The sequence below is a fragment of the Streptomyces sp. NPDC101118 genome (assembly GCF_044759445.1).
Taxonomy (GTDB): Bacteria; Actinomycetota; Actinomycetes; order Streptomycetales; family Streptomycetaceae; genus Streptomyces.
Genome location: NZ_JBIVZG010000013.1, coordinates 25727 through 51236, shown reverse-complemented (window position 1 = coordinate 51236; position 25510 = coordinate 25727). Strand labels below are relative to the sequence as shown.

The window sequence follows — 25510 nt, the reverse complement described above, 5'->3', positions numbered from 1 at the left end:
TGGGCCGCCCGGACCGCTCAGCCCGCGGACACCAGTTCCTCGACGGCGTCGTGCCGGATCCGCTCGCCCGGGATGCCGATGCGCTTGAGGGCGGCCACCCCGCTGCGGATCATCGCCGGGGGACCGGAGATGTAGGCGTCGTAGGAGTTCCACGGGCCGTGCTCGCCCATCGCCTGTGGCAACTGGCCGGTCAGTCCGTCCGAGACCACCGGGCGTACGGACAGCCACGGGTGCGACTGCTGGAGGCCGAGGAGCGTGTCGATGTCGTACAGGTCGACATCGCTGCGCGCCCCGTAGAAGACCTCGACCGGGCGGCGCTCACCGTGCTCGGCGACATCCTCGATCATCGCCTTGATCGGGGCGATGCCCGTGCCCCCGCCGAGGCAGAGCATGCCGTTGTCGGTGGAGTGGTCGACCACCATGGATCCGGCGGGCGGCCCCAGGCGCAGCACGTCACCGGGCCGGGCGTGCCGGACGAGGGCGTTCGAGACCCAGCCGGCCGGGACCGCCTTCACGTGGAAGGACAACAGGTTGTCGCCGCGGGGCGCGGAGGCGAAGGAGTAGTGCCGCCAGACCCGCGGCCACCACGGCGTCTCCAGACTGGTGTACTGCCCGGCCAGGAAGGGGTACGGCTGGTCCGGGCGGACCGTGACGACGGCGATGTCCGGGGTGCGCAGCTCGTGCGAGACCACCTCGGCCTGCCACCACGCCGGCCGCGCCCGCTCGTCCTCGGCGGCCGCGTCGATCATGATCTGGGAGATCGCGGTGTAGGCCCGCACCCAGGCGGCTTCGGCCCCCGGACCCCAGGTGTCCGCTGCGTACCGCGACAGCGCGCCGATCAGGGCCTCGCCGACCGCCGGGTAGTGGTCGGGGAGGGTTCCGTACTTGCGGTGGCCGCTGCCGAGACGGCGCAGGTACGGGGCGAGGACGGCCGGGTTGTCGATGTGCTCGGCCGCGGTGAGCAGGGCCTTGAGGAGGCGGTCCCGCTGGGCGTCCATCGCCGCCGGGAACATCGCGCGGAGATCGGGGTACCGGGTGAACACCAGCGCGTAGAAGTACGAGGTGACCTTGTCGGCGATGGGCGCGATCTCCGCCAGCGTGCGGCGGATGAGCACGGCGTCCGGCGAGGGTTCGGCTCCGCCCGCCAGGGGATCCGCCGCCTCGTCCGGCGGGGCGCCCTCCGGGGTGTCCTGCACGGTGCCCGTCGGGGGCGGCAGGACCGGTTCTGCCGCGGGGGGCGGTACGCCGGGGGCGGGACGGGAGGCGGGCCTGGGTTGCGAGCGGCCCACCTTGCGTATCTGGGCCATACCCCTGGCCGGTCTGGTGGGCGGAGCGTCCATGCGGTGCCTCGCTTCGAGCAACTCGGTCGGTAGCAACTCGTTCGTATGCGCGCGCCTCGGCCTCGAATCCGTGATTCCGGGCTTTCGCAGCATGCCAGCCCACTACCGCAGTCGGTGCAAAACGCGGAAACTCCGCGTTTCACGCCGAATTTGGGGTTAGGATCCGTCCCCCGCGCGCCGTGGCTGCTGCACCAGGCGGAACGCCTCCCGCAGGTCGAAGCCCTGGTAGACATGGGTGGCGACGGCCGCCAGATGGGGGCGGGCGTTGACCGCCACCGAGACCGGGACGGCCTCGAAGAGTGCCGCATCGGTCGCGGAATCCCCGTAGGCCACGCAGTCCTGCCGGCTCACGCCGAAGCGGGCGCAGAGACGGTCGGCCACGTCCACCTTGCCCGCGGGCGTGAGGATCCCGGCGATGTCCACGGGCCGGGTGAACGGGACCTCGGGGAAGACCGAGCCATGGGCGGCATGGGCTCCCCATTCGAGGAGGAGTTCCACGAAGAACGACGGGGACAGCGAGATGACGGCGCAGTAGTCGCCCCGCTCGCGGATCTCCTGCCAGACCTCTTTGATGCCCAGGAGCCAGGGCGCCCCGTCGAAGGCGGCGCGGACGTGCTCCGTCGTGAGCCCGGCCCAGAGCGTGTGCAGGCGTACCGCGAAGTCGGGCGGCCCGATCCGGCGGGCGCTGAACTCCGCTTCCAGGGCTGCGATCTCCGTCGACAGACCGAGCTGGCGCGAGATCTCGGCGGGTGCGGCGGTGCCGTGCATCAGCGTGCCGTCGAGATCGAAGAGGTGGAGTGCCGTCATGGCAGTCGAGGCTAGACGGTGCCAGCCGTCATGTTTCACGTGAAACATCGCGATCTTGAGAGAAGACTCGCAGGACGCGGGTGAAATCGGCTGGACTGCCACCCGGTGGTGATCCAGGCTGATCGAATGCCCTCATCATCGCTGTCCACGCCGCTGCCGACCCCGACGATCCGCACGCTGACCGTGGAGGACGTGCCCCGCTGTGCCGATCTCTCCGAGGACCGCGGCTGGCCTCGCGAAGAGCACAAATGGGGGCTGCTGCTCGCGGCGGGGACCGGCTACGGCGTCGACGCCCCGGACGGGCAGGGCCTGGCCGCCGCCTGTGTCGTCACCCGGTACGGCAGTACGGGCACCGGGCCCGAACTGGCGGCCATCGGCATGGTGCTGGTCGCGGAACGCTTCGCACGCCAGGGGCTGGGGCGGTGGCTGATGACCACCGTCTGCGAGGAACTCGCTCCGCTACCGCTGACCCTGCACGCCACACCCTACGGACGGCCGCTCTACGAGGAACTGGGCTTCGACACCCCCGGGCGCGCGGAGATGCTGATGGGGCACTTCGAGGCCGCGGCCGGCCCGGACGGCGGGTCCGGCGTGAAGGTCCGGCCGGCGGTCGCGGGGGACCTGCCCGCCATCCTGCGTCTGGACGCGGACGTCTTCGGTGCCGACCGCACCCACATGATCACGCGCCTGCCCGCCTTCTCGGACCGGCTGCTGGTCGCCGAGGACGGGGCGGGCAACCTCATCGGGTACGCGTCGGCCTGGCCCAACATGAGCACCCATGTCGTGGGTCCGCTGATCGCCCGCGACACGGAGACGGCCAAGGCGCTGGTGAGCGGGCTGGCCGCCGGAACCGACCGGCCGCTGCGCACGGACGTGGACGTGCGCCACGAGGAGCTGCGGGACTGGCTGAAGGCCCGGGGCCTGGAATCGATCGCCTTCAACGCGGTGATGACCAAGGGCCTCCCGGACCTGCCCGGGGACTGGACCCGGCGCTTCGCCCCCCTGACCGTGGCGGCGGGTTGAGCCTAGGCTCGTGATCATGAACGAATCGAAGCAGCTGGAGATCCGCCCGGTCACCGAGGCCGACCTGCCGGCCATCGTCTCGATGCTGGCGGACGACCCGCTGGGCGCGAGCCGCGAAACCCCGGACGACCTCGGTCCGTACCGTACGGCCCTGCGACGGCTGACGGACGACCCGAACCAGCACCTCGTCGCCGCGGTGCGCGGGGACCGGATCGTGGGGACCCTGCAGCTGACGGTCATCCCCGGGCTCTCCCGGACCGCGGCCACCCGGGCGCTCATCGAGGGCGTCCGGGTGCACGCCGACGAACGCGGCAGCGGTCTGGGTTCCGAGCTGATCGAGTGGGCGGTGGCCGAGGCCCGCCGGCAGGACTGCGCGCTGGTACAGCTCACCTCGGACGCGACGCGCACCGACGCCCACCGCTTCTACGAGCGGCTCGGCTTCACGGCCTCGCACGTCGGATTCAAGCTCCAGCTCTGACCGGGCCGTTCCACCCCTACCATCCTGGGCATGGGCAAGAGCCTCCGCACGATCACCGATGCCGAGCGCCGGGCGCGGCTGGGCGTCCGCCACTGCCTGGCGCCCTCCGCCCGTGCGGCGACCGTGGCCGCAGCGGCGGACGCGGTCGTCGCCCTGCACGCCACGGATGCCGCGACGGTCTTCCTCTCGGCCCGGGCCCGGCTGGAGGACCCCGACATCACCGCGATGGAGGGCGAGTTCTACGAGGACCTCGCGGTGGTCCGCCTGCTGAGCATGCGGAACACCCTCTTCGCCGTCTCGCGAGAACTGGCCCCGTACGTGGACGCGTCCACGGCCCGGGCGATCGCCGCCAAGGAGCGCGCGACGCTGCTCAAGCACTTCGAGGAGGACGGCCAGGGGCTGGACGCCGCCTGGCTGGCCCGCGCCGAGGCGGACACGCTTGCGGAACTCGATGCGCGGGGCCCACTGACCGGCACCCAGCTGTCGTCGTCCGTCGAGACCCTCCGCCGGAAGATCACCGTGTTCCCCGGCAAGAAGTACGAGACCGTCCAGGGGGTGGCCACGCGGGTCCTGCGGGTGCTCGCCGCCGAGGGACGGATCCGGCGGGACCGCCCCCGGGGCACCTGGACCTCCAGCCAGTTCCGCTGGACGCACTCCGAGCCCTGGCCCGCGCTCCCCGTCGCGGAGGCCCGGGCCGAGCTCGCGCGCCGCTGGCTGTGGGCGTACGGACCGGCGACCGCGGCCGACCTGAAGTGGTGGACCGGCTGGACGCTCACCGAGGCGCGCAGGGCCCTCGCCGCCGTCGGCGCGGAGGAGGTGCTGCTCGACGGCGGCGCCACCGCCCTGGTGGCGCCGGGCGACAGCGGACCCGTACCCGCCCCCGAACCCTGGGTCGCTCTGCTCCCCGCGCTGGACCCCACTGGGATGGGCTGGGCCGACCGGGGCTTCCACCTCGACCCCGGCCATCGCCCTGCGCTCTTCGACCGGGCCGGCAACATCGGCCCCTCGGTCTGGTGGAACGGCGAGGTCGTGGGCGGCTGGGCCCAGCGCTCCGACGGCGAGATCGTGTGGCGGCTGCTGTCGGACCTCGGGGCCGAGGCCGCGGCCCTGATCGGCGCCGAGGCCGCTCGCCTCGGCGCCTGGCTGGGCGGGGCCCGGGTCACCCCGCGCTTCCGGACCCCGCTCGAACGCGAACTGGTCGCCTAGAGGCGCTGCTTCGCGCTGCCTACAGGCCCTGCTGCGAGCCCCGCCAGCCGCGCGGGTCCACCCCGCCCGGGACCGGCGCGGTCTCGTCGTACGGCGTCCGGGTGAAGCAGAACGAGCCCAGGTCGAGATGGCTCAGGGTGCCGTCGGGGCGCCGCACCGCGCGCAGGGTCTCGCCCGCGTGGTAGCCGTTCTCGCCCGTCCAGGTGCCGTCGTTCTCGGCGCGCAGCCGGCTGGCGCGGCCCTGGCCCCCGAGGGGCGCCAGCTCCAGGTTCCCGTCCCGCGTCAGGCGCAGCAGATGGGGGGCGGTGCCCCAGTACCAGGGGCCGGTCAGCTCCAGCAGCGCCGGATCCGCCTCGGGTGCGGGGCTCCAGGGCTCCGGGATCCGCGGTTCCGCCTCGGCGACGATCCGTACGAGATCGGTGGCGAGGGTCGAAGCCGCCAGCCCCGACGTGCAGTTGGCCAGCACCACGGCCGCCACGTCGTCCGTCTCGCTCAGCCAGAGCCCCGCGACGAACCCGGGCAGGGATCCGCCGTGGCCCACGAGCGTGCGGTCGCCGGACCGCTGGATCTGGAGCCCCAGCCCGTAGCCGAGATCGGCCAGGCCGGGCTCCGGCGGCGACACGGCCACGCGCATCTCCCGTACCGTCGCGGCGCCGAGCACCCGGTCGTCGCCCCTGAGCAGGAAGGCGGCGAACCGCGCCAGGTCCTCGGTGGTCGACCACAGCGCACCGGCCGGCGCCATCAGCCCGAGGTCCTCCAAGGGCTCGGGCAGCATCACGTCGGCCCACGGGTGCACGGCCCAGCCACCCGCGTGCGGGGCCTCGGGCAGCGCGCTCGTCCGGGTCAGGCCCAGCGGTTCCAGGACCTCGGAGCGCAGCACCTCCTCCCAGGTCCGCCCGCGCACGGCGGCGACGAGCGCGCCGAGGAGCGTGTACCCCGGGTTGGAGTAGTGGTGCCGGCGGCCCGGGGCGTGCTTGAACGGGGCCCCTCCCAGGACGTCGGCCAGTTCGGGCCGCAGCGATCCGGGCGAGCGCTCCCACCACTGTCCGGGCGTCTCGGCCGCCAGGCCGCCCGCGTGGCACAGCAGCTGACCGATGGTCACCTCACCGGCTCCCGTACCCGGAAGGTGCTTCTCCAGCGGGTCCGACAGGTCGAGCAGGCCCTCGTCGCGGAGCCGCAGCACGAGCACGGCGGTGAAGGTCTTGCTGATCGAGCCGATCCGGTACTGCACCCCGCCGTCCGGGGCGTGGCCCTCGACGCACGACCTGGCCCCCTCCCACACGGTCGCGCCGCCCCGGACGACGGCGGCGACGAGGGACGGCGCCCGGCCCTCGGCCTGGGCGACGGCGATCCTGTGCAGCAGGGCACGATGGGTCGCGGGCAGCAGCTCTTCAGGTGCGGAAGTCATGCCCAGAGCTTCGCATCAGATCTCGTCGGCGTCGTGCACGAGAAGGGCGATCTGGACGCGGTTGTTGAGGCCCAGCTTCGCCATGATCCGGGAGACGTTGGTCTTGACGGTCGGCAGGCTCATGTACAGCTCCGCGGCGATCTCGGCGTTGGCCTTCCCCTCGCCGACCGCGACGGCCACCTCCCGCTCCCTGGGGCCCAGTCCGGCGAGCTGCTCACGGGCCCGTGCCGCGCGTCCCGGCTGCCCGGAGCCGCCCGCGACCTGGGCGATCAGCTGCTGCGTGACGGCCGGCGAGAGCACCGGCTCCCCCGCCGCGACCCGGCGGACCGCGTCGACGATCTGCGCGGGCGGGGTGTGCTTGAGGACGAAGCCGGCGGCTCCCGCGCGCAGGGCGCGCAGCACGTGCTCGTCGGTGTTGAACGTGGTCAGGACGATCACCTCGGGCGGCCCGGGCCGGGCGCGCAGCGTCTCCGTGGCGGCGAGCCCGTCCACGCCGGGCATCCGGATGTCCATCAGCACCACGTCGGGCGCGTGCGCGTCCACCAGCGGGGCGACCTCGGCGCCGTCGGCCGCTTCGGCGACCACCTCGATGTCGGACGCGCCGCCGAGCATCAGGCGGAGGCCCGAGCGGACCAGCGGGTCGTCGTCGACGAGGAGGACGCGGATCGCCGGCTGCTCGGTCACGAGGGGGCTCCAGGAGTGGACGGCGTACGGGGCGGCTCCCACGGTAGCCACGCGTACAGCCGGAACTCCGTGCCCTGCGTGCCGTGTTCCAGCCGACCGCCCGCGAGCCGCACCCGCTCGGCCAGCCCGACGAGACCGTGTCCCGTCCCCGGTATGGCCCGTTCCCGGCCGACCCCGGCCAGCGCGTTGCGCACCTCCACCTCCAGCCCGGTGCCGGGTGTCCCCCCGACCCTCACGCCCACCCGGGAACCGGGCGCGTGCTTGCGGGCGTTGGTGAGGCCCTCCTGGACGATCCGATACGCGGTACGGCCGGTCGGCGCGGGGACTTCGCCGGCATCGGTCACCGCCAGGTCCAGTCCCACGGACGCGCCGGTCTCCCTGGACTCGGCGGCGAGGCGCGGGAGGTCGGCCAGCGTGGGCTGGGGCCGCTCGCCCCCGTCCGCACCCGCCGGGGCCCGCAGGACGCCGATGATCTCGCGCAGGTCCTCCACCGCACGGTGGGCGCTGTCCCGGATGACCCCGGCGGCCCGGCGGACCTCGTCCGGCGACGCACCGGCGTTGTACTCCAGCGCCCCGGCGTGGACGCTCAGCAGCGACAGCCGGTGGGCCAGCACGTCGTGCATCTCACGGGCGATGGACTCGCGCGCGGTGCGCTGCGCCTCCGCCTCGGCCCGCTCGGCGCGGTCCCGCAGCTCGGTGATCAGTACGCGTCGGGAGCGTACGTACAGACCCCAGCCGAAGGCGGCGGTGACCAGCGCGAAGTAGACGACGCCCGAGGTGAAGACGGGCAGCGGGGCGTCCGGCCGCCGGATCAGGAACACCGGCAGCGGGGCGACCGCGACGGCGGCGACCCAGCGCGTGACGCGCAGCGGCTGCGTCGCCGCGACGGTGAACACGGCCACCAGGGCGGGCCCGGTGACGAAGTGCGAGAACATGCCCGCGAGGAGGAGTACGACGGCCAGCGGGACCGGCAGGCTGCGGCGCAGGAACAGCGCCGCGCAGGCGAGGCCGCCGACGAGCGAGTCGTAGAACAACGCCTGCTCGGAGAGTTCCCGGCCTGCCAGCGCTTCCTCCGCGGTGACCAGGGAGAAGACCGCCGCGAAGATGACGAAGCCGAGGTCGGCCAGGCGGTCACGGGCGGTGGGACGGCTCATACCGGCAAATCTAGGCCGCACGCGGAGGCGCGGGCCGTACTCGGGGCGGAGCCGATACCTTCGGACGACAGCCCGGCCGCGCACAGGTACTTCGGTCGCACCGGAGTCACCCGCAGCCCGATACCGGCACCCCGCGCGGCTTCCTACCGTCGGAGGCATGAAGAAGATCCTCGGTTTCCTCGGCTTCGTCCTCATCGCGGGCGGCATCAGCGGGCTGGTCCACGAATGGTTCGGCGGCTTCCGCCTCTTCGGCTTCCTCCGGTACCTCAGCCCGGCGGGCTACGAGGTCTACGCGAACATCGCCTACGTCGTCGTCGGCGTCGCCGTGGCCCTGTACGCGGACTCCCTCAAGGACACACCGGCCAAGTGAGGGGCGGCGTGCGGCGGGGTACACCACCCTGGTCCGTGCGCCGGGCACCCACGGAACGGAAGGCCGGACCATGCGGAAACTGATCTACGGCATGAACCTGACGCTGGACGGCTACATCGCCGCGGCCGGTGACGACATCGGCTGGAGCGGACCGCCGAGCGACGAGCTGTTCCAGTGGTGGCTCGACCACGAGCTGGCGAGTGGCCTGTCGCTGTACGGGCGCAAGCTGTGGGAGACGATGAGCTCCTACTGGCCGACCGGCGACCAGCAGCCCGGTGCCACCCCGGCGCAGATCGAGTTCGCACGGAACTGGCGTGACACGCCGAAGGTGGTGTTCTCCTCCACGATCGACAGGGTCGACTGGAACGCCCGCCTGGTCACCGGCGACGCGATCGCCGAGATCACCCGTCTCAAGGCCGGGGACGGCGGACCGATGACCATCGGCGGCGCGACGCTCGCCGGGGCCGCCATGCGCGCCGGGCTGGTCGACGAGTACGTGATCGCCGCCCATCCGGTCCTGGTGGGCGGCGGCACGCCGTTCTTCACCGCGCTGGACGGCTGGGTGAAGCTGGACCTGTTGGAGACGCGGACGATCGCCGGCGGCGTGGTCCTGACCAGGTACGGGACGAGGCGCTGAGCAGCAGCACCGACGCGCGAACCGACGGGTCGACGGCGGCGACCCCTGCTCTTGAATGAGACTGAACCAGATAGTCCGCAACGGAACTATCTGCTACGGTCTCCTTTGTTGCGACCACTTGCACGGGAGACCAGGCGTTGGCCGCATTCGACTCCGCCCCATCGCGCGCACGCCCCCCACCGAAAGGCTGACCGACATGAGCGAGCACACCGCCACCGGGACCACCACCGGCACCACCCGGAACGACGGCCCGGCCCCCCGAGCGCTCACCGACCAAGAGCTCTCCCAGCTGCTGAGCCGGCAGCAGTTCGGCGTACTCGCGAGCGTCAGGAGCACCGGCCACCCGCACCTGTCGACCGTCCTCTACGACTGGAACGCCGAGGAGCGCGTGCTGAGGGTCTCTTCCACCGCCGACCGCCTCAAGGTCCGCCAGTTGCGCCGCGACCCGCACGCCTCACTGCATGTCAGCGGCCCGGACATCTGGTCGTTCGCCGTGGCGGAGGGAGAGGCGGAGATCGTGGATCCGGCCGACGCGGCGGCCCCTGGTGAGCAGCCGCTGCCCGACCGGCGCGTGACCATCCTGCTCCGGGTCGCGCGCCTGTACGGGACCGCCCTGGACGTCTCCGCCAAGGACTGAGGAACCAGGGCGGGCTTGGCGGAGACGGTCAGACCTCACGCATGGGGCGAGCGCGTCGCTCGCTGCGCAGGTTCTGACCCTCCAGGTGGCGGGTCAGGTGTTGGCCATGTCGACGAAGCGGGAGTAGTGGCCCTGGAAGGCCACGGTGATCGTCGCCGTAGGACCGTTTCGGTGCTTGGCGACGATCAGGTCGGCCTCGCCCGCACGGGGCGACTCCTTCTCGTAGGCGTCCTCGCGGTGCAGCAGGATGACCATGTCGGCGTCCTGCTCGATGGAACCGGACTCACGGAGGTCGGAGACCATCGGCTTCTTGTCGGTGCGCTGCTCGGGACCACGGTTCAGCTGCGAGAGCGCGATCACCGGGACCTCGAGCTCCTTCGCCAGCAGCTTGAGGTTTCGCGACATGTCCGAGACCTCCTGCTGGCGGCTCTCGGGGCGCCGCGCGCCACCTGACTGCATCAGCTGGAGGTAGTCGATGACGACGAGCTGGAGGTCCTGGCGCTGCTTGAGGCGGCGGCACTTGGCGCGGATCTCCATCATCGACAGGTTCGGGGAGTCGTCGATGTAGAGGGGCGCCGCGGAGACGTCGGGCATCCGGCGGGCGAGCCGGGTCCAGTCGTCGTCGGTCATCGTGCCGGACCGCATGTGGTGCAGCGCGACCCGGGCCTCGGCGGACAGCAGGCGCATCGCGATCTCGTTGCGGCCCATTTCGAGGGAGAAGATGACGCTGGGCATGTTGTTCTTGATCGAACAGGCCCTGGCGAAGTCGAGCGCCAGGGTGGACTTGCCCATCGCGGGGCGGGCCGCGATGACGATCATCTGGCCCGGGTGGAGGCCGTTGGTCAGGGAGTCGAGGTCGGTGAAGCCGGTCGGCACACCGGACATCTGTCCGCTGCGCGAGCCGATCGCCTCGATCTCGTCGAGGGCGCCCTCCATGATGTCGCCGAGCGGCAGGTAGTCCTCGGAGGTGCGCTGCTCGGTGACGGCGTAGATCTCGGCCTGGGCGCTGTTGACGATCTCGTCGACGTCGCCGTCGGCCGCGTAGCCCATCTGCGTGATCTTGGTGCCGGCGGCCACCAGCCGTCGCAGCACGGCCCGCTCGTGGACGATCTCGGCGTAGTACTCGGCGTTGGCCGCGGTGGGCACCGACTGCACCAGGGTGTGCAGGTAGGCCGCGCCGCCGACCTTGGTGATCTCGCCGCGCTTGGTGAGTTCCGCGCCGACGGTGATCGGGTCGGCGGGCTCGCCCTTGGCATAGAGGTCCAGGATCGCCTGGTAGATCGTCTCGTGCGACGGCCGGTAGAAGTCCTGGCCCTTGAGGACCTCGACCACGTCGGCGATGGCGTCCTTGGACAGCAGCATGCCGCCGAGCACGGACTGCTCGGCGTCGAGGTCCTGCGGGGGCACGCGCTCGAAGCCGCTTCCACCGCCGTCCCAGTCGCCGCCCTCACGGCCGCGCTCGTGCTGTTCCTCACCGCGGCGCGGGCGGTCGCCACGACGGGGCCGGGAGACCGGGAGAACGTCGCTGGGTCCGCTGTCGGCCCAGGGGTCGTCCATGGGCTCGGGAATGCTCACCGGGCCGTCTCCTCCCGTCCGCCGCGCGGACCTCGCCGTGTCACTCTTTCTACGACACGGCTCTGACATTTCAGGCGTCCGAATCGCGCTCTCCGGGGCACTCTCCCCCCGCCTCCGGCGGGGGGTGTCCCCCGGCCGGCAGGTGCCGGAAGAGAGGCGGGACGACGCACAACGGTAGGCCCGCGGGCACCGTCAGCCAATCTGGTTATCCACAGGCTGTGTGGATGAGCACGCCAAGTCTGTGGGTAACTCTCCGGATCCTGTGTACGGAGCGGGGGACGGCACTGTGGACAAACTCATAGCCACTCCCCCCACACCCCATCTGACCTGGCCTTTCCCCATGCAGCACCTGTGGGGGACAAAAAGTTTGGCGAGGGTTTCAAGATCGGCGCGAACGGCGCACGAGGAGTGTCGTACGACACCCCGACGTAATGGTCATTCGGCCATTGCATCTATTACCTGTGGAAGATTAGATTGAGCACATGACACAAGCGCCCCCAGGACCCGAGGCGAGGCCCCGGCAGCACGACCGCGAGATCCTCGCACTCGCCCTGCCGGCCTTCGGCGCGCTCGTCGCCGAGCCTCTCTTCGTGCTGGCCGACAGTGCCATCGTGGGCCACCTCGGGACGTCCCAGCTGGCCGGGCTCGGTGTGGCCGCGGCGCTCCTGACGACGGCCGTCAGCGTCTTCGTCTTCCTCGCGTACGCGACCACCGCGGCCGTCGCCCGGCGCGTCGGCGCCGACGATCTCGGTGCGGCGATCCGCCAGGGCATGGACGGCATCTGGCTCGCCCTGCTGCTCGGCGCCCTGGTGATCGCCGTGGTCCTGCCCGCGGCACCCTGGCTGATCGGCCTGCTCGGCGCCTCCGACACCGCGGCCCCGTACGGCGTGACCTACCTGCGGATCTCCGCTCTCGGCATCCCGGCCATGCTCGTGGTACTGGCCGCCACCGGGGTGCTGCGCGGCCTCCAGGACACCCGTACGCCCCTGTACGTCGCCATCGGCGGGTTCGCCGCCAACGCCGCCCTGAACGTCGGCCTCGTCTATGGTGCCGGACTGGGCATCGCGGGCTCCGCCTGGGGCACCGTGATCGCCCAGTGCGGCATGGCCGTCGCCTACCTCGTCGTGGTCGTGCGCGGCGCCCGGCGCCACGGCGCCTCACTGCGCCCCGACCCCGCCGGCATCCGGGCCTGCGCCCAGGCAGGTGCGCCCCTGCTGGTCCGGACGCTCTCCCTGCGGGCCGTCCTGGTGATCGCGACCATCGTGGCGGCCCGACTGGGCGACGCCGAAATCGCGGCCCACCAGATCCTGCTGTCCCTGTGGAGCCTGCTCGCCTTCGCCCTCGACGCCATCGCCATCGCGGGCCAGGCCATCATCGGCCGCTACCTCGGGGCCGGCGACACCACGGGCGCCAAGGCCGTGTGCCGCCGGATGGTGCAGTGGGGAATCGTCTCGGGCGTGGTCCTCGGCCTGCTGGTCGTCGTCGCCCGGCCGCTCTTCATCCCGCTGTTCACCAGTGATCCCAGCGTGGAGAGCGCCCTGCTGCCCGCCCTCCTGGTCGTCGCCCTCTCACAGCCGGTCTCGGGCATCGTGTTCGTGCTCGACGGTGTGCTGATGGGCGCGGGCGACGGTACCTACCTGGCCTGGGCCATGCTGCTCACCCTGGCCGTGTTCACGCCCGCCGCGCTCCTCGTGCCCGCCCTCGGCGGTGGCCTCACGGCTCTGTGGTGGGCCATGACGCTGATGATGCTGGTCAGGATGGCGACCCTGCAGCTGCGCGCCCGGTCGGGCCGCTGGCTGGTCACCGGCGCCACCCGCTGACCGCTGCCACTGCCGCGGACCACCTGTCCCGCTGTCCGCCCGTCCGCTGTTTCACGTGAAACAGCGGACGGGCGATGTTTCACGTGAAACGACGAAGGGCCGCACCCCGGAGGGTGCGGCCCTTCATGCGCGGCACTTAGGCGGCGACGACCTCGACACCGAGCTGCGCGACAACCTCAGCGTGCAGACGCACGGAGACCTGGTGCGCACCCAGGGTCTTGATCGGCGAGCCCAGCTCGACGCGGCGCTTGTCGACCTTCGGGCCACCGGAGGACTCGATCGCCGTGGCGATGTCGGCCGGGGTGACGGAACCGAAGAGGCGACCGGCGTCACCCGAGCGGGTGGCCAGGCGGACCTTCAGACCCTCGAGCTGGGCCTTGACCTCGTTGGCCTGCTCGATGGTCGCGATCTCGTGGATCTTGCGGGCGCGGCGGATCTGCGCCACGTCCTTCTCGCCGCCCTTGGTCCAGCGGATGGCGAAGCCACGCGGGACCAGGTAGTTGCGAGCGTAGCCGTCCTTGACGTCGACGACGTCGCCGGCGGTGCCGAGGCCAGAGACCTCGTGGGTCAGGATGATCTTCATTAGTTGGTCACCCTTCCCTTATCGCGCGGTGGACGTGTAGGGCAGCAGCGCCATCTCACGGCTGTTCTTGACGGCCGTGGCGACGTCACGCTGGTGCTGCGTGCAGTTGCCGGTCACGCGACGGGCACGGATCTTGCCGCGGTCGGAAATGAACTTCCGCAGCATGTTCGTGTCCTTGTAGTCCACGTACGCGGTCTTGTCCTTGCAGAACGCGCAGACCTTCTTCTTAGGCTTGCGCACAGGCGGCTTCGCCATGGTGTTTCTCCTGTGTGATCAAGAAGTTTGGGTACGGGCCGCCCTAGAAGGGCGGCTCGTCCGAGTAGCCGCCGCCGTTGCCGCCGGAGCTGCCGCCCCAGCCGCCACCGCCGCCGCCCTGCTGGCCGCCGGCCGGCGCGCTGGACGCCCACGGGTCGTCGGAGGGAGCTCCGCCGCCCTGCGGACCGCCGCTGGGGGCTCCGCCCCAGCCGCCGCCACCGCCGCCGCCCTGCTGGCCGCCACCGCCGTAGCCACCCTGGCCACCACGACCGGCGGTCTTGGTGACCTTGGCCGTGGCGTTGCGCAGGCTGGGGCCGACTTCCTCGACGTCCAGCTCGAAGACCGTGCGCTTGACACCCTCGCGGTCCTCGTACGACCGCTGCCTCAGCCGGCCCTGCACGACGACGCGCATGCCGCGCTGAAGCGACTCGGCGACGTTCTCGGCCGCCTGCCGCCACACCGAGCAGGTCAGGAACAGGCTCTCGCCGTCCTTCCACTCGTTGGTCTGGCGGTCAAAGGTGCGGGGGGTGGACGCGACACGGAACTTCGCGACTGCCGCCCCGGACGGGGTGAAGCGCAGCTCGGGGTCGTCGACGAGATTGCCGACGACCGTGATGACGGTCTCGCCTGCCATGGATGAACCTCTCGGCGGGGATTGCTGCTGGCTGCTTGTGCTACTCGAACCCGATTACCTCTGAGCGGAAGCTCAGTGGGTCTCGGGGCGGAGGACCTTGGTCCGGAGGACCGACTCGTTCAGGTTCATCTGGCGGTCGAGCTCCTTGACGACCGCAGGCTCGGCCTGCAGGTCGATGACCGAGTAGATGCCCTCGGGCTTCTTCTTGATCTCGTAAGCGAGACGACGACGGCCCCAGGTGTCGACCTTCTCGACCTTTCCGTTGCCCTCACGGACGACGGAGAGGAAGTTCTCGATCAGCGGGGAGACAGCGCGCTCCTCGAGATCGGGGTCGAGGATGACCATCACCTCGTAGTGACGCATGTGGAACCCACCTCCTTTGGACTCAGCGGCCACGGTCGTTCCGTGGCAGGAGGGTCGTGATGCGTGCCGCGCGGCGTTCCCAGAGCCGACTGGCCTGAGAGCAGACACCGCGCAGACCGTACAGAGTACCTGCTCACCTCCTTCCGGTTGAAATCCGGCAGCGAGGGGCCACAATCTGTACACAACGGGTGTGCGCGGTGCTATGCCCGGCAGACGGCCGGGCGGCCCCGCGGCACCACTCTCCATCGCCGGGAGGTGCCCTCATGGCACAGGCAATGCGACCCCAGTCCCAGATCTCCCTCTTCGCGACCGACGGCAAGCCGCACCCGCTCCAGGACACCCTTCTCGCGATCACGCTGGTGCTCGGCGCCGTGGCCTTCGTCACCGCGTTCTTCCACAACCTGCACCTGCTGAGTTCGTGGGCCGGCCTGATCGGCATCGTGACGGGCGCGTACGGACAGTTCATCTCCGAGACGACACGCGAGCGCTTCGGCATGGTTCTGGGGCTCGGCGCGTCCGCGATCGGCTTCGGCCTCGGCATGGCGCACGGCGGCCTGTTCGGCGGCCTCATGGGCTGACCGGGCCTCCTCCGCGGCAGGGCGCCACCGGACGGCCCGGCACGTCCACGGGACGTCCCCCAGATGGGTGGCGCCCTTGTCGCAGTAGGCTTCGCGCCATACCAGCGAAGCCGCCGGAGGAGACGCCCCGCATGAGCCTGTCCCTGAGGACCATCAGCCGAGAGCAGCATCTGGCTTACATCCAGAGCCTGCCCTCGGCGAGCCACTGCCAGGTCCCGGCGTGGGCCGACGTCAAGAACGAGTGGCGTTCGGAGAACCTCGGATGGTTCGACAAGAGCGGCGAACTCGTGGGCGTGGCCCTCGTGTTGTACCGCCAGCTGCCCAAGGTGAAGCGCTACCTCGCGTACCTCCCCGAGGGCCCCGTCATCAACTGGTACGCCCCCAATCTGGACGAGTGGCTCCAGCCGATGCTGGCCCACCTCAAGCAGCAGGGCGCCTTCACGGTGAAGATGGGCCCGCCGGTCGTCATCCGCCGCTGGAACGCGACCGCGATCAAGTCGGGCATCCAGGACCCCGAGGTCAAGCGCCTGCGTGACGTCGAGGCGACGCACATCGAGCCGCGCGCCTTCGAGGTGTCCGACAAGCTGCGCCGGATGGGCTGGCAGCAGGGCGAGGACGGCGGCGCCGGTTTCGGCGACGTCCAGCCCCGGTACGTCTTCCAGGTGCCGCTCGCCAACCGCTCGCTCGACGACGTCCTCAAGGGCTTCAACCAGCTCTGGCGGCGGAACATCAAGAAGGCCGAGAAGGCCGGCGTCGAGGTCGTCCAGGGCGGCTACGACGACCTGCCGGAGTGGCAGCGCCTGTACGAGATCACGGCGGAACGCGACAAGTTCCGCCCCCGCCCGCTCAGCTACTTCCAGCGCCAGTGGACGGCCCTCAACTCCGAGGACCCGAACCGGATGCGGCTCTACCTCGCGAAGCACGAGGGCGAAGCCGTGGCCGCCGCCACCATGCTGACGGTCGGCCAGCACGTCTGGTACTCGTACGGCGCCTCCGCCAACCACAAGCGCGAGGTCCGCCCCTCGAACGCGATGCAGTGGCGCATGCTGCGCGACGCCTACGCCCTGGGCGCGAGCGTCTACGACCTGCGCGGCATCAGCGACTCCCTCGACGAGAACGACCACCTCTTCGGCCTGATCCAGTTCAAGGTCGGCACGGGCGGCGAGGCCGTCGAGTACGTCGGCGAGTGGGACTTCCCGCTCAACAAGCTGCTGCACAAGGCCCTCGACATCTACATGTCGCGGCGCTGACAGCAGCACCCCACCCCTCACACACTCGAGAAAGGTTCCGGTCGGGCATGGCGCTCACGCTCTACGTCGACACCGCGCGCTGGCGTGCGCACCACAAGCAGGTGCTGGACCAGTTCCCCGGACTGATCCCCGTCTGCAAGGGCAACGGCTACGGCTTCGGCCACGAGCGGCTCGCCGAGGAGGCGACGCGGCTGGGCGCCGACATCCTGGCGGTCGGCACGACGTACGAGGCCGCCTCGATCAAGGACCTGTTCAGCGGCGACCTGCTGGTCCTCACCCCGTTCCGGCGGGGCGAGGAGCCGGTGCCGCTGCCGGACCGGGTGATCCGGTCGGTGTCCTCCGTGGACGGTGTCCGCGCCCTGGTGGGCGTCCGCATGGTCATCGAGTGCATGAGCTCGATGAAGCGGCACGGCGTCTCCGAGGACGAGCTGGGCCAGCTCGCGGCCGCCATCGAGGACGTCCGCCTGGAGGGCTTCGCCCTCCACCTGCCGCTCGACCGCCCCGACGGCTCCGACGCCGTCGAGGAGGTCATCGGCTGGATGGACCGGCTGCGCGCCGCCCGGCTGCCGCTGCACACCATGTTCGTCAGCCACCTGCGGGCGGAGGAGCTGGTCAGGCTCCAGCAGCAGTTCCCGCAGACCCGCTTCCGGGCCCGCATCGGCACCCGGCTGTGGCTGGGCGACCACGAGGCGACCGAGTACCGCGGCGCGGTCCTCGACGTCACCCGGGTCGCCAAGGGCGACCGCTTCGGCTACCGCCAGCAGAAGGCGGCCTCGGACGGCTGGCTGGTCGTGGTGGCCGGCGGCACGTCGCACGGCGTGGGACTGGAGGCCCCGAAGGCCCTGCACGGCGTGATGCCCCGGGCCAAGGGCGTCGCCCGGGCCGGCCTCGCGACCGTCAACCGGAACCTTTCGCCTTTCGTCTGGGCCGGCAAGCAGCGCTGGTTCGCCGAGCCCCCGCACATGCAGGTCTCGATCCTCTTCGTGCCCTCCGACGCCACGGAGCCGACGGTCGGCGACGAGCTGGTGGCCCACCTCCGGCACACCACCACGCAGCCGGACCGGCTGGTCGACCGCTGACCCGGGCGGGCGGGCCCGCCGTACGTCAGTCGCGTACGGAGGCCCCCCAGTCCACCCGTTGACCCTCCGAGGGCGCCGCGTCGTGCGGCGCCCTCGTGGCGTGTCCGAGCACGAACACGTCCGGCGCCCCGTCCAGCACGCCCCCCGAGGGGTCGTCGGACCCGTCCCGTCGTACGACGTCCCGCTCGGGCAGCAGGATGTCGCGCACGACCACGGCGCAGAGGTAGAGCGTCGCGAGCAGGTGGGCGGCGATGGCCAGGTGGTAGCCCTCCAGGGGCAGGCCCTTCGCCCCTTCGCCGCCGGTCGTGCCCGCCAGGTAGAACCAGATGCCCAGGAAGTAGAGGACCTCCCCGGCCTGCCAGATCAGGAAGTCCCGCCAGCGCGGCCGGGCCAGCGCCGCGAGGGGGACCAGCCAGAGCACGTACTGCGGCGAGTACACCTTGTTGGTCAGGATGAACGCGGCCACGACCAGGAAGGCCAGCTGGGCGAAGCGCGGACGGCGCGGCGCGGTCAGGGTGAGCAGGCCGATCGCCCCGCACAGGCCCAGCATGAGCAGCGTGGCGTACGTGTTCACGTCCTCCAGCGGGTTGCCCGTGCGCTGCGAGATGATCAGCCAGAACGAGCCGAAGTCGACCGGACGCTCCTGGCTGAAGGTGTAGAACTTCTTCCACCCCTCGGGCGCCCACATCATCACGGGCACGTTGACCAGCAGCCACGCGCTGAGCGCGCCGAGGGCGGCCCGCCCGAACTCGCGCCACTTCCCGGTCCGCCAGCAGAGCAGGAAGAGCGGCCCGAGGAGCAGGACGGGGTACAGCTTCGCGGCGGTCGCCAGGCCGATCAGGATGCCGGCGGCCAGTGCCCTGCTCCGCGACCACATGAGCATCGCGGCGGCCGTGAGGGCCAGGGCGAGCAGGTCCCAGTTGATCGTCGCCGTCAGCATGAACGCGGGGGCCAGGGCCACCAGCAGCCCGTCCCAGGGGCGGCGACGGTGGGTGCGCGCGACGCAGACGGCGATCACGACCGCGCAGGCCATCAGCATGCCGGCGTTGACCATCCAGTAGATCTGCTCGCGGTGCTGCATGGAACCGCTGCCCGGGGTCAGCCACGAGGCGACCTCCATGAACAGACCCGTGAGCACCGGGTACTCCAGGTACTGCATGTCGCCGGTGAGCCGGTCGAAGTACGGCGTGAGGCCGTCGGAGAAACCGCGCGCCACGTAGAGGTGCGGGATGTCCGAGTAGCAGGCGTGGGTGTACTGCGCCGTGGCGCCGCGGAACCACGCCCAGTCGTAGCAGGGCACCTTCTGGACCATGCCCAGCGCGAACATCCCGATGGTCACGAGCGCGATGACGCGGACCGGGGTCAGCCAGTGGCCGCCGAGCAGCGCGCGGCGTCCCAGCGGGCCGCCGAACAGCACGCTGCCGGCCGCGGCGACCTCGTCCTGCTGGGTGGGCAGTACGGGGCGGTCCTCGTGCACCTTCGTCATGCGCTCATCCTGCCGTACCCGGCCGGGAACGCGGAGGGCCGTCGCACCGGGTGGTGCGACGGCCCTCGTACGTGTTGCGCCGTGCCGGCTCCGGCGGCGGGGGACTAGTTGTCCGTACCGCCGAGGAGGCCGCCGTTGTTGCCTCCGCCGCTCCGTCCGCCGCTGGTCGGCTTGCTGTACGTCGGGCTCGGGAAGCCGGAGGGGTCGCCGTCCCCGCCGCCGTCGTTGCCCTCGGTGGTGCCGGAGTCGGTGCCGCCGTCCTCACCGCAGTTCCAGTCCCGCGGGCCACAGGTGGGCTTGGGCTTGCGGGTGCGGGTCGCGGTGGGCGAGGGGGACTCGCTCGGCTCCGGCGAGGGGGACTCGGAGACGGTCATCGAGGGGGTCGGCGAAGGCGAGGGACCGCCGTCGCCGTCGGCCTCGACGCCGATGTCCTCGGCCTCGGGGAAGTCCAGCTCGGGCTGGCCCTTCAGGGCCGCCTTCATGTACGTGGTCCAGATCTCGGCCGGGATGTCACCACCGTGGATCGAGGAGACGCCGCCGGTGCCGTTCATCGACATCAGCTCCTTGTCCTCGCTGGTGGGGTCGGTACGGAAGAGCGTCACGGCCGTGGACAGCTGCGGGGTGTAGCCGACGAACCAGGCCGACTTGTTCTTGTCGGTGGTACCGGTCTTGCCGGCGGCCGGCCGGCCCAGCTTCTTCACCTTGGTACCGGTGCCCTGCTTGACCACGTTCTCGAGCACCTTGGTGATGTTGTCCGCGACCGAGTTGTCCATGGCGCGCTTGGCCGCGGGCTTCTCGAAGCCCTCCAGCGGGCCGTCCTTGGTCTCCACCTTGGTCACGGAGTAGGGCTCGTGGTGGGTGCCGGAGGCGGCGAAGGTGGCGTACGAGTCGGCCATGCGGATCGCGCTCGGGGTCGAGGTGCCGAGCATGAACGAGGCGTCGTTGTTCGGGTTCATCGACTCGTCGAGGATGCCCGTGGACTCGGCGACCTCGCGGACCTTGCTGTGGCCGACGTCGAAGCCGAGCTGTACGAACGGCGTGTTGATCGACTTCTGCATGGCCTCGTCGAGCGTGACCATGCCGTAGCGGGTCGGGCTCTCGTTCTTCTGCCGGAACGGACGGCCGTTGCTGCCCATGACCGGGTCGCCGTCGCGGTTCTTGATGACGATCAGGTCGTTGCCGTTGTACTTGCTCTCCGGGGAGAGGCCCTCACCGTCGGTGTTCTGGGTGCCGTACTCCATGGCCGCGGCCAGCACGTACGGCTTCCAGGTCGAGCCGACCGGGACACCGGAGGTGTTGGCGTTGTTGGTGAAGTGCTTCTTGTCCATGCCGGCGCCGCCGTATATGGCGACGATCGCACCGCTCTTGGGGTCGACCGAGGCGGCACCGAACTGGACGAACTTGTCCGTCTCGGGGCGCTCCTTCTCGTCCAGGAACTCCTCGCGGGTCTGGTCCACGGCCTTGGCCAGGGCGTCGACCTTCTTCTTGTCGAAGGTCGTGTGGATCTGGTAGCCGCCGTGGTCGAGCTGGTTGATCGTCATGCCCGACTTCTTGAGCACATACTGCTTGGCGATCTCGACCAGGTAGCCGGTCTGGCCCCTGAGGGACAGGGCCTCCGCGGGAGGCTGGATCTTGGGGAAGGTCCGGTACTTGTTGCGCTCCTCCTGCGTCATCCGGCCGACCTCCACCTCCCGGTCCAGCACCCAGGCCCAGCGGAGCTTGGCACGGTCGGTGTTGGCCTTGGGGGTGGCTGCGGCGCCGATGCCGCCATCCGGGTTGTAGAGGTTGGGGCCCTTGAGCATCTGGGCGAGGAAGGCGCACTCGGAGGGGTCGAGCTGCTCGGCGTTCTTCTTGAAGTACGCCTGCGCGGCGGCCTGGAGGCCGTAGGCGCCCCGGCCGAAGTAGGCGGTGTTGAGGTACCCCGCCATGACCTTGTTCTTGTCGCCGGTGTAGCCCAGCTTCACGGAGATCAGCAGCTCGTGGGCCTTGCGCGTGAGCGTCTGGTCCGCGTCGAGGAAGGTGTTCTTCACGTACTGCTGGGTGATCGTCGAGCCGCCCTGGGTCGAGCCGCCCTTGGCCATGTTCCACACGGCACGGGCGATGCCCATCGGGTCGACGCCGTGGTCGGTGTCGAAGGACTCGTTCTCCGCCGCGATGACGGCGTCCCGCATCTCCTTCGGGATCTTTTCGAAGGGGACGATCTGCCGGTTGCGCTCGCCGCCGACGGCGGCCATCTGGGTGCCGTCCGCCCAGTAGTAGACGTTGTTCTCAGCGACGGCCAGGTCGTTCACGTCGGGCTCGCCGACCATGGCCAGCGCGATGCCCGTGGCGGCGGTCATGGCCGCGAAGAAGCCGAGGGCGGTACCGCCCACCAGCTTCCAGGAGGGTACGAAGCGCTTCCAGCCGTCCTTGTCGGAGCGGGGGTAGTTGATGAAGCGCTTGTCCGGGGTACGGCCGCGCCCGGCGCCCTGCTCCGGCGCGCGCCTGCGGCTTCCGCTTCCGCGCTGCGCGGCCCGGCGGGCCTCGGCGCGGCCGCCGTACGCGGGCTCCTGCCCGTGCGGAGGGCGGCCGTACGGATCCTGTCCGTACGACTGCTGCCCGTAGGGACCTGAGGGCGACCCGGTGGGCACGTCCCGCCCGGTCGCGGCCCGGCGGCCGGAGCCCTGCTGGGCGGCCCGCCGGTTGGCGGCGCGTCCCCCGCCCTGCGGCTGCGGCGGTTTGCGACGGTGCTCGCTCATCGAACGACTACTCCTCGGACAGGCGAGTGCGCCTGGAAGCGGCAGGTGAATTCCGGTTCCACCGGAGTCATGGCGCACAGACTACGCACGGTCAAAACCCTCGCAGTGCCGAAGTTCACCCCAAATCAGGCAACTTGCCCCCAACGAATTGATGATGTGACGCCGGTCACCATGTCTCCCCTTGCCGAGTGCGACGGCCAGTTCTATCGTCTGGATGTATCGAGCCGATACATCAGCTCGGCATAAGGGACTAGGGGCAGAGGAGGCATCGGCGGGTGAGCAGGCGCTCCGGCATCCTTGAGTTCGCCGTCCTCGGTCTGCTGCGCGAATCCCCCATGCACGGCTATGAGCTGCGCAAACGGCTCAATACCTCGCTGGGGGTGTTCCGGGCGTTCAGCTACGGGACGCTCTATCCCTGCCTCAAGACGCTGGTCGCCAACGGCTGGTTGATCGAAGAGCCGGGCAGCGCCCCGGAAGACGCTCTCGCCGCTTCACTCGCAGGGCGCCGCGCCAAGATCGTCTACCGGTTGACGGCGGAAGGTAAGGAGCACTTCGAAGAGCTGCTCTCGCACACCGGCCCCGACACCTGGGAAGACGAGTCCTTCGCCGCCCGCTTCGCCTTCTTCGGCCAGACCGAGCGGGAAGTGCGCATGCGGGTCCTCGAAGGTCGCCGCAGCCGGCTTGAAGAACGGCTGGAGAAGATGCGGGCCTCGCTCGCCAGGACGCGCGAACGGCTCGACGATTACACGCTTGAGCTGCAGCGTCACGGCATGGAGTCCGTGGAGCGCGAAGTGCGCTGGCTGAACGAGCTCATCGAGAGCGAGCGGGCGGGAAAGGATCAGATGCGATCCGGCCCGTCCGACGACACTGCAAAGTGAGGCCTGCGTCGTGCAGGCCTCGTCCGAGAACAAACAGGGAGCAACCGGAATGGGTTCGGTTCGCGTAGCCATCGTCGGCGTGGGCAACTGCGCCGCCTCGCTGGTGCAGGGCGTCGAGTACTACAAGGACGCCGACCCGGCGTCCAAGGTCCCCGGCCTGATGCACGTCCAGTTCGGCGACTACCACGTGCGTGACGTCGAGTTCGTCGCCGCGTTCGACGTGGACGCGAAGAAGGTCGGTCTCGACCTGGCGGACGCCATCGGCGCCAGCGAGAACAACACCATCAAGATCTGCGACGTGCCCGCCTCCGGCGTCACCGTCCAGCGCGGCCACACCCTCGACGGTCTCGGCAAGTACTACAAGGCCACCATCGAGGAGTCCGCCGAGGCGCCGGTCGACGTCGTCCAGGTCCTGAAGGACCGCGAGGTCGACGTCCTCGTCTGCTACCTGCCCGTCGGTTCCGAGGACGCCGCGAAGTTCTACGCGCAGTGCGCCATCGACGCCAAGGTCGGCTTCGTCAACGCCCTCCCGGTCTTCATCGCCGGCACCAAGGAGTGGGCCGACAAGTTCACCGAGGCCGGTGTCCCGATCGTCGGTGACGACATCAAGTCGCAGGTCGGCGCCACCATCACGCACCGCGTGATGGCGAAGCTCTTCGAGGACCGCGGTGTCGTCCTCGAGCGCACCATGCAGCTGAACGTCGGCGGCAACATGGACTTCAAGAACATGCTCGAGCGCGAGCGCCTGGAGTCCAAGAAGATCTCCAAGACCCAGGCCGTCACCTCCCAGATCCCCGACCGGGACCTGGGCGAGAAGAACGTCCACATCGGCCCGTCCGACTACGTCGCGTGGCTCGACGACCGCAAGTGGGCCTACGTCCGCCTCGAGGGCCGTGCCTTCGGTGACGTTCCGCTGAACCTCGAGTACAAGCTCGAGGTGTGGGACTCCCCGAACTCCGCCGGTGTCATCATCGACGCCCTGCGCGCCGCGAAGATCGCCAAGGACCGGGGCATCGGTGGCCCGATCCTCTCCGCGTCCTCGTACTTCATGAAGTCCCCGCCGGTCCAGTACTTCGACGACGAGGCCCGCGAGAACGTCGAGAAGTTCATCAAGGGCGAGGTCGAGCGCTAAGCAAGACCGGTGTGTCCCGCTCTGTGCGGGCTCCTCACCCGATCTTCGCGAAGGGTCCCCGGGCAATGTGCCCGGGGACCCTTCGCGTGTGTGAGTCTTGCCCTCATGCCTGTCGTACGTGATCTGCGCGTACTCCTGCGCGTGAGGTATTTCCGCCGCCTGCTCGCCGTACGACTGCTCTCCCAGTCGGCCGACGGCGTGTACCAGGTCGCCCTGGCCACGTACGTGGTCTTCTCCCCGGAGAAGCAGACCTCGCCCGCGGCGATCGCTTCCGCGATGGCCGTCCTGCTGCTGCCGTACTCGGTCATCGGGCCGTTCGCCGGAGTCCTGCTCGACCGCTGGCGGCGCCGGCAGGTCTTCCTCTACGGCAACCTGCTGCGGGCCCTCCTGGCCTGCGGCACTGCCGGGCTGGTCCTCGCCTCCGTCCCCGACTGGCTCTTCTACGCCTCCGCCCTGTCGGTGACGGCCGTGAACCGCTTCGTGCTGGCCGGCCTCTCCGCCTCACTGCCCCGTGTCGTGGACACCGACCGGCTGGTGATGGCCAACGCGGTCTCGCCCACCGCCGGCACCCTGGCGGCCGTGGCCGGCGGCGGTCTGGCCTTCGCCGTCCGGCTGCTGGCCGCGGACTCCAACGCCGTGGTCGTCCTCGTGGGCGCCGTTCTCTACCTCGGGGCCGCCCTGGCCTCGCTGCGGCTCCCCGTCGCGCTGCTGGGCCCCGACCGGGACCTCGGGCACTCTCATCCGTCCGTGCTGGAAGCCGTGGTGCTGACCGTCCGCGGGATGGCCGCGGGCCTGCGGCACCTGGGGGAGCGGCGACCGGCCGCCTGGGCGCTGACCGCCATGACGCTGATGCGCTTCGCATACGGCGCCCTCACGGTGATGCTGCTGATGCTCTGCCGCTACGCCTGGTCCACGACCGAATCCGAGGGGCTCGCCCTTCTCGGACTCGCGGTCGGTGTCTCCGGCGGCGGCTTCTTCATAGCGGCCGTGATCACACCCTGGGGAGCGGGGCGCTTCGGAACGCTCGGCTGGATCACCGGACTGGCGGGGGTCGCGGCGGTGCTCGTCCCCGCCCTGGGGCTGCCCTTCGCCCCGGAGCCCATGCTGGTCGCCGCCTTCTTCCTGGGCGTGGTCACCCAGGGAGCGAAGATCTCCACGGACACGGAGGTGCAGTTCCGGGTGGACGACGCCTTCCGCGGCCGTGTCTTCGCCGTCTACGACGTGCTCTTCAACGTCGCCTTTGTAGGGGCGGCGGGCGTGGCCGCGCTCATGCTGCCGCCCGACGGGAAGTCCGTCCCCCTGATCGTGGCCGTTGCCGTTATCTACGGTGCGGTGGCCCTGGCGCTCGCGCGGCGGGGACGACAGCCCGAGCGATGTTTCACGTGAAACGGGGCG

Annotated in this window: 23 protein-coding genes and 2 pseudogenes; 13 read left to right on the top strand and 12 right to left on the bottom strand. The window is 70.6% G+C overall.

Going from position 1 to position 25510, the window contains the following annotated elements; translation table 11 throughout:
* Positions 1–17: 17 nt before the first annotated feature.
* Positions 18–1352 (bottom strand): annotated as a pseudogene (locus ACIQUQ_RS21220) (globin domain-containing protein); the annotation flags it as partial.
* Positions 1353–1496: 144 nt separating this feature from the next.
* The gene (locus ACIQUQ_RS21215; protein WP_403977974.1) at positions 1497–2147 is read right to left on the bottom strand and encodes an HAD family hydrolase; all 651 of its coding nucleotides are present in this window, start codon (positions 2145–2147) and stop codon (positions 1497–1499) included.
* A gap of 126 nt (positions 2148–2273) precedes the next feature.
* On the opposite strand from ACIQUQ_RS21215, the gene ACIQUQ_RS21210 reads away from it, so the two are divergent.
* From ACIQUQ_RS21210 to ACIQUQ_RS21200, 3 genes are read left to right on the top strand one after another with little or no spacing between them, the layout of a single operon-like run.
* Positions 2274–3170: a GNAT family N-acetyltransferase gene (locus tag ACIQUQ_RS21210; protein WP_403977971.1), complete on the top strand. Its 897-nt coding sequence runs from the start codon at positions 2274–2276 to the stop codon at positions 3168–3170.
* A gap of 16 nt (positions 3171–3186) precedes the next feature.
* Positions 3187–3648, top strand: a complete 462-nt coding sequence (locus ACIQUQ_RS21205; RefSeq protein WP_403977968.1) for a GNAT family N-acetyltransferase — start codon at positions 3187–3189, stop codon at positions 3646–3648.
* A gap of 30 nt (positions 3649–3678) precedes the next feature.
* A complete protein-coding gene (locus ACIQUQ_RS21200) occupies positions 3679–4854 on the top strand; it encodes a winged helix DNA-binding domain-containing protein (protein ID WP_403977965.1) in 1176 nt (391 codons plus the stop codon).
* A 19-nt stretch (positions 4855–4873) separates the two neighbouring features.
* Here ACIQUQ_RS21200 and ACIQUQ_RS21195 read toward each other — a convergent pair whose 3' ends face one another.
* From ACIQUQ_RS21195 to ACIQUQ_RS21185, 3 genes are read right to left on the bottom strand one after another with little or no spacing between them, the layout of a single operon-like run.
* A complete protein-coding gene (locus ACIQUQ_RS21195) occupies positions 4874–6262 on the bottom strand; it encodes a serine hydrolase domain-containing protein (protein ID WP_403977963.1) in 1389 nt (462 codons plus the stop codon).
* A gap of 15 nt (positions 6263–6277) precedes the next feature.
* Positions 6278–6946, bottom strand: a complete 669-nt coding sequence (locus ACIQUQ_RS21190) for a response regulator (RefSeq protein WP_403977961.1) — start codon at positions 6944–6946, stop codon at positions 6278–6280.
* Positions 6943–8100 carry a sensor histidine kinase gene (locus ACIQUQ_RS21185; protein WP_403977959.1) on the bottom strand — a complete coding sequence of 386 codons (1158 nt, stop codon included), beginning with the start codon at positions 8098–8100 and terminating at the stop codon, positions 6943–6945. The genes ACIQUQ_RS21190 and ACIQUQ_RS21185 overlap by 4 nt, the downstream gene beginning before the upstream one ends.
* Positions 8101–8257: 157 nt before the next feature.
* Between ACIQUQ_RS21185 and ACIQUQ_RS21180 the strand changes: the two genes are divergently transcribed.
* The 3 genes from ACIQUQ_RS21180 (at position 8258) to ACIQUQ_RS21170 (ending at position 9744) form a co-directional block, all read left to right on the top strand.
* On the top strand, positions 8258–8470 hold the full coding sequence (locus ACIQUQ_RS21180) for a hypothetical protein (protein ID WP_403977956.1): 213 nt from the start codon (positions 8258–8260) through the stop codon (positions 8468–8470).
* A gap of 70 nt (positions 8471–8540) precedes the next feature.
* Positions 8541–9107, top strand: a complete 567-nt coding sequence (locus ACIQUQ_RS21175) for a dihydrofolate reductase family protein (protein ID WP_403977953.1) — start codon at positions 8541–8543, stop codon at positions 9105–9107.
* 196 nt (positions 9108–9303) lie between these two features.
* Complete coding sequence (locus ACIQUQ_RS21170) at positions 9304–9744, top strand: pyridoxamine 5'-phosphate oxidase family protein (RefSeq protein ID WP_403977950.1); 441 nt, start codon at positions 9304–9306, stop codon at positions 9742–9744.
* Positions 9745–9837: 93 nt separating this feature from the next.
* On the opposite strand, the gene dnaB is transcribed toward ACIQUQ_RS21170, so the two are convergent.
* Positions 9838–11319 carry a replicative DNA helicase gene (gene dnaB, locus ACIQUQ_RS21165; protein WP_403977947.1) on the bottom strand — a complete coding sequence of 494 codons (1482 nt, stop codon included), beginning with the start codon at positions 11317–11319 and terminating at the stop codon, positions 9838–9840.
* Positions 11320–11801: 482 nt separating this feature from the next.
* Between dnaB and ACIQUQ_RS21160 the strand changes: the two genes are divergently transcribed.
* Positions 11802–13139 (top strand): MATE family efflux transporter, encoded by a 1338-nt coding sequence (locus tag ACIQUQ_RS21160; RefSeq protein ID WP_403977944.1) that lies wholly within the window; start codon positions 11802–11804, stop codon positions 13137–13139.
* Between the two features lie 136 nt (positions 13140–13275).
* Here the strand turns inward: ACIQUQ_RS21160 and rplI are convergent, their stop codons facing one another.
* The 4 genes from rplI to rpsF all read right to left on the bottom strand — a co-directional run bounded on the left by rplI (position 13276) and on the right by rpsF (position 14974).
* Entirely contained in the window at positions 13276–13722 is a 447-nt protein-coding gene (rplI, locus tag ACIQUQ_RS21155; RefSeq protein ID WP_403668456.1) for a 50S ribosomal protein L9, read from the bottom strand.
* Positions 13723–13740: 18 nt separating this feature from the next.
* Complete coding sequence (gene rpsR, locus ACIQUQ_RS21150) at positions 13741–13977, bottom strand: 30S ribosomal protein S18 (protein WP_005315025.1); 237 nt, start codon at positions 13975–13977, stop codon at positions 13741–13743.
* Positions 13978–14020: 43 nt separating this feature from the next.
* Positions 14021–14611: a single-stranded DNA-binding protein gene (locus ACIQUQ_RS21145; protein ID WP_403668459.1), complete on the bottom strand. Its 591-nt coding sequence runs from the start codon at positions 14609–14611 to the stop codon at positions 14021–14023.
* A gap of 72 nt (positions 14612–14683) precedes the next feature.
* Entirely contained in the window at positions 14684–14974 is a 291-nt protein-coding gene (rpsF, locus tag ACIQUQ_RS21140; RefSeq protein WP_004950685.1) for a 30S ribosomal protein S6, read from the bottom strand.
* Positions 14975–15237: 263 nt separating this feature from the next.
* Between rpsF and ACIQUQ_RS21135 the strand changes: the two genes are divergently transcribed.
* The 3 genes from ACIQUQ_RS21135 to ACIQUQ_RS21125 all read left to right on the top strand — a co-directional run bounded on the left by ACIQUQ_RS21135 (position 15238) and on the right by ACIQUQ_RS21125 (position 17881).
* Complete coding sequence (locus tag ACIQUQ_RS21135; RefSeq protein ID WP_403668461.1) at positions 15238–15552, top strand: hypothetical protein; 315 nt, start codon at positions 15238–15240, stop codon at positions 15550–15552.
* 131 nt (positions 15553–15683) lie between these two features.
* Positions 15684–16802 (top strand): lipid II:glycine glycyltransferase FemX, encoded by a 1119-nt coding sequence (locus ACIQUQ_RS21130; protein ID WP_403977941.1) that lies wholly within the window; start codon positions 15684–15686, stop codon positions 16800–16802.
* 47 nt (positions 16803–16849) lie between these two features.
* Complete coding sequence (locus ACIQUQ_RS21125) at positions 16850–17881, top strand: alanine racemase (protein WP_403977939.1); 1032 nt, start codon at positions 16850–16852, stop codon at positions 17879–17881.
* 25 nt (positions 17882–17906) lie between these two features.
* Here ACIQUQ_RS21125 and ACIQUQ_RS21120 read toward each other — a convergent pair whose 3' ends face one another.
* The gene (locus ACIQUQ_RS21120; protein WP_403977936.1) at positions 17907–19367 is read right to left on the bottom strand and encodes a glycosyltransferase family 87 protein; all 1461 of its coding nucleotides are present in this window, start codon (positions 19365–19367) and stop codon (positions 17907–17909) included.
* A gap of 104 nt (positions 19368–19471) precedes the next feature.
* Positions 19472–22105, bottom strand: coding sequence for a transglycosylase domain-containing protein (locus ACIQUQ_RS21115; protein WP_403977934.1), 2634 nt, complete (start codon positions 22103–22105; stop codon positions 19472–19474).
* A 275-nt stretch (positions 22106–22380) separates the two neighbouring features.
* Here ACIQUQ_RS21115 and ACIQUQ_RS21110 point away from each other — a divergent pair.
* The 3 genes and pseudogenes from ACIQUQ_RS21110 to ACIQUQ_RS21100 all read left to right on the top strand — a co-directional run.
* Positions 22381–22980: pseudogene (locus ACIQUQ_RS21110) on the top strand (helix-turn-helix transcriptional regulator); the annotation flags it as partial.
* A 52-nt stretch (positions 22981–23032) separates the two neighbouring features.
* On the top strand, positions 23033–24115 hold the full coding sequence (locus ACIQUQ_RS21105; RefSeq protein ID WP_403977930.1) for an inositol-3-phosphate synthase: 1083 nt from the start codon (positions 23033–23035) through the stop codon (positions 24113–24115).
* A 105-nt stretch (positions 24116–24220) separates the two neighbouring features.
* Positions 24221–25501 carry an MFS transporter gene (locus ACIQUQ_RS21100; protein ID WP_403977928.1) on the top strand — a complete coding sequence of 427 codons (1281 nt, stop codon included), beginning with the start codon at positions 24221–24223 and terminating at the stop codon, positions 25499–25501.
* Positions 25502–25510: the final 9 nt, after the last annotated feature.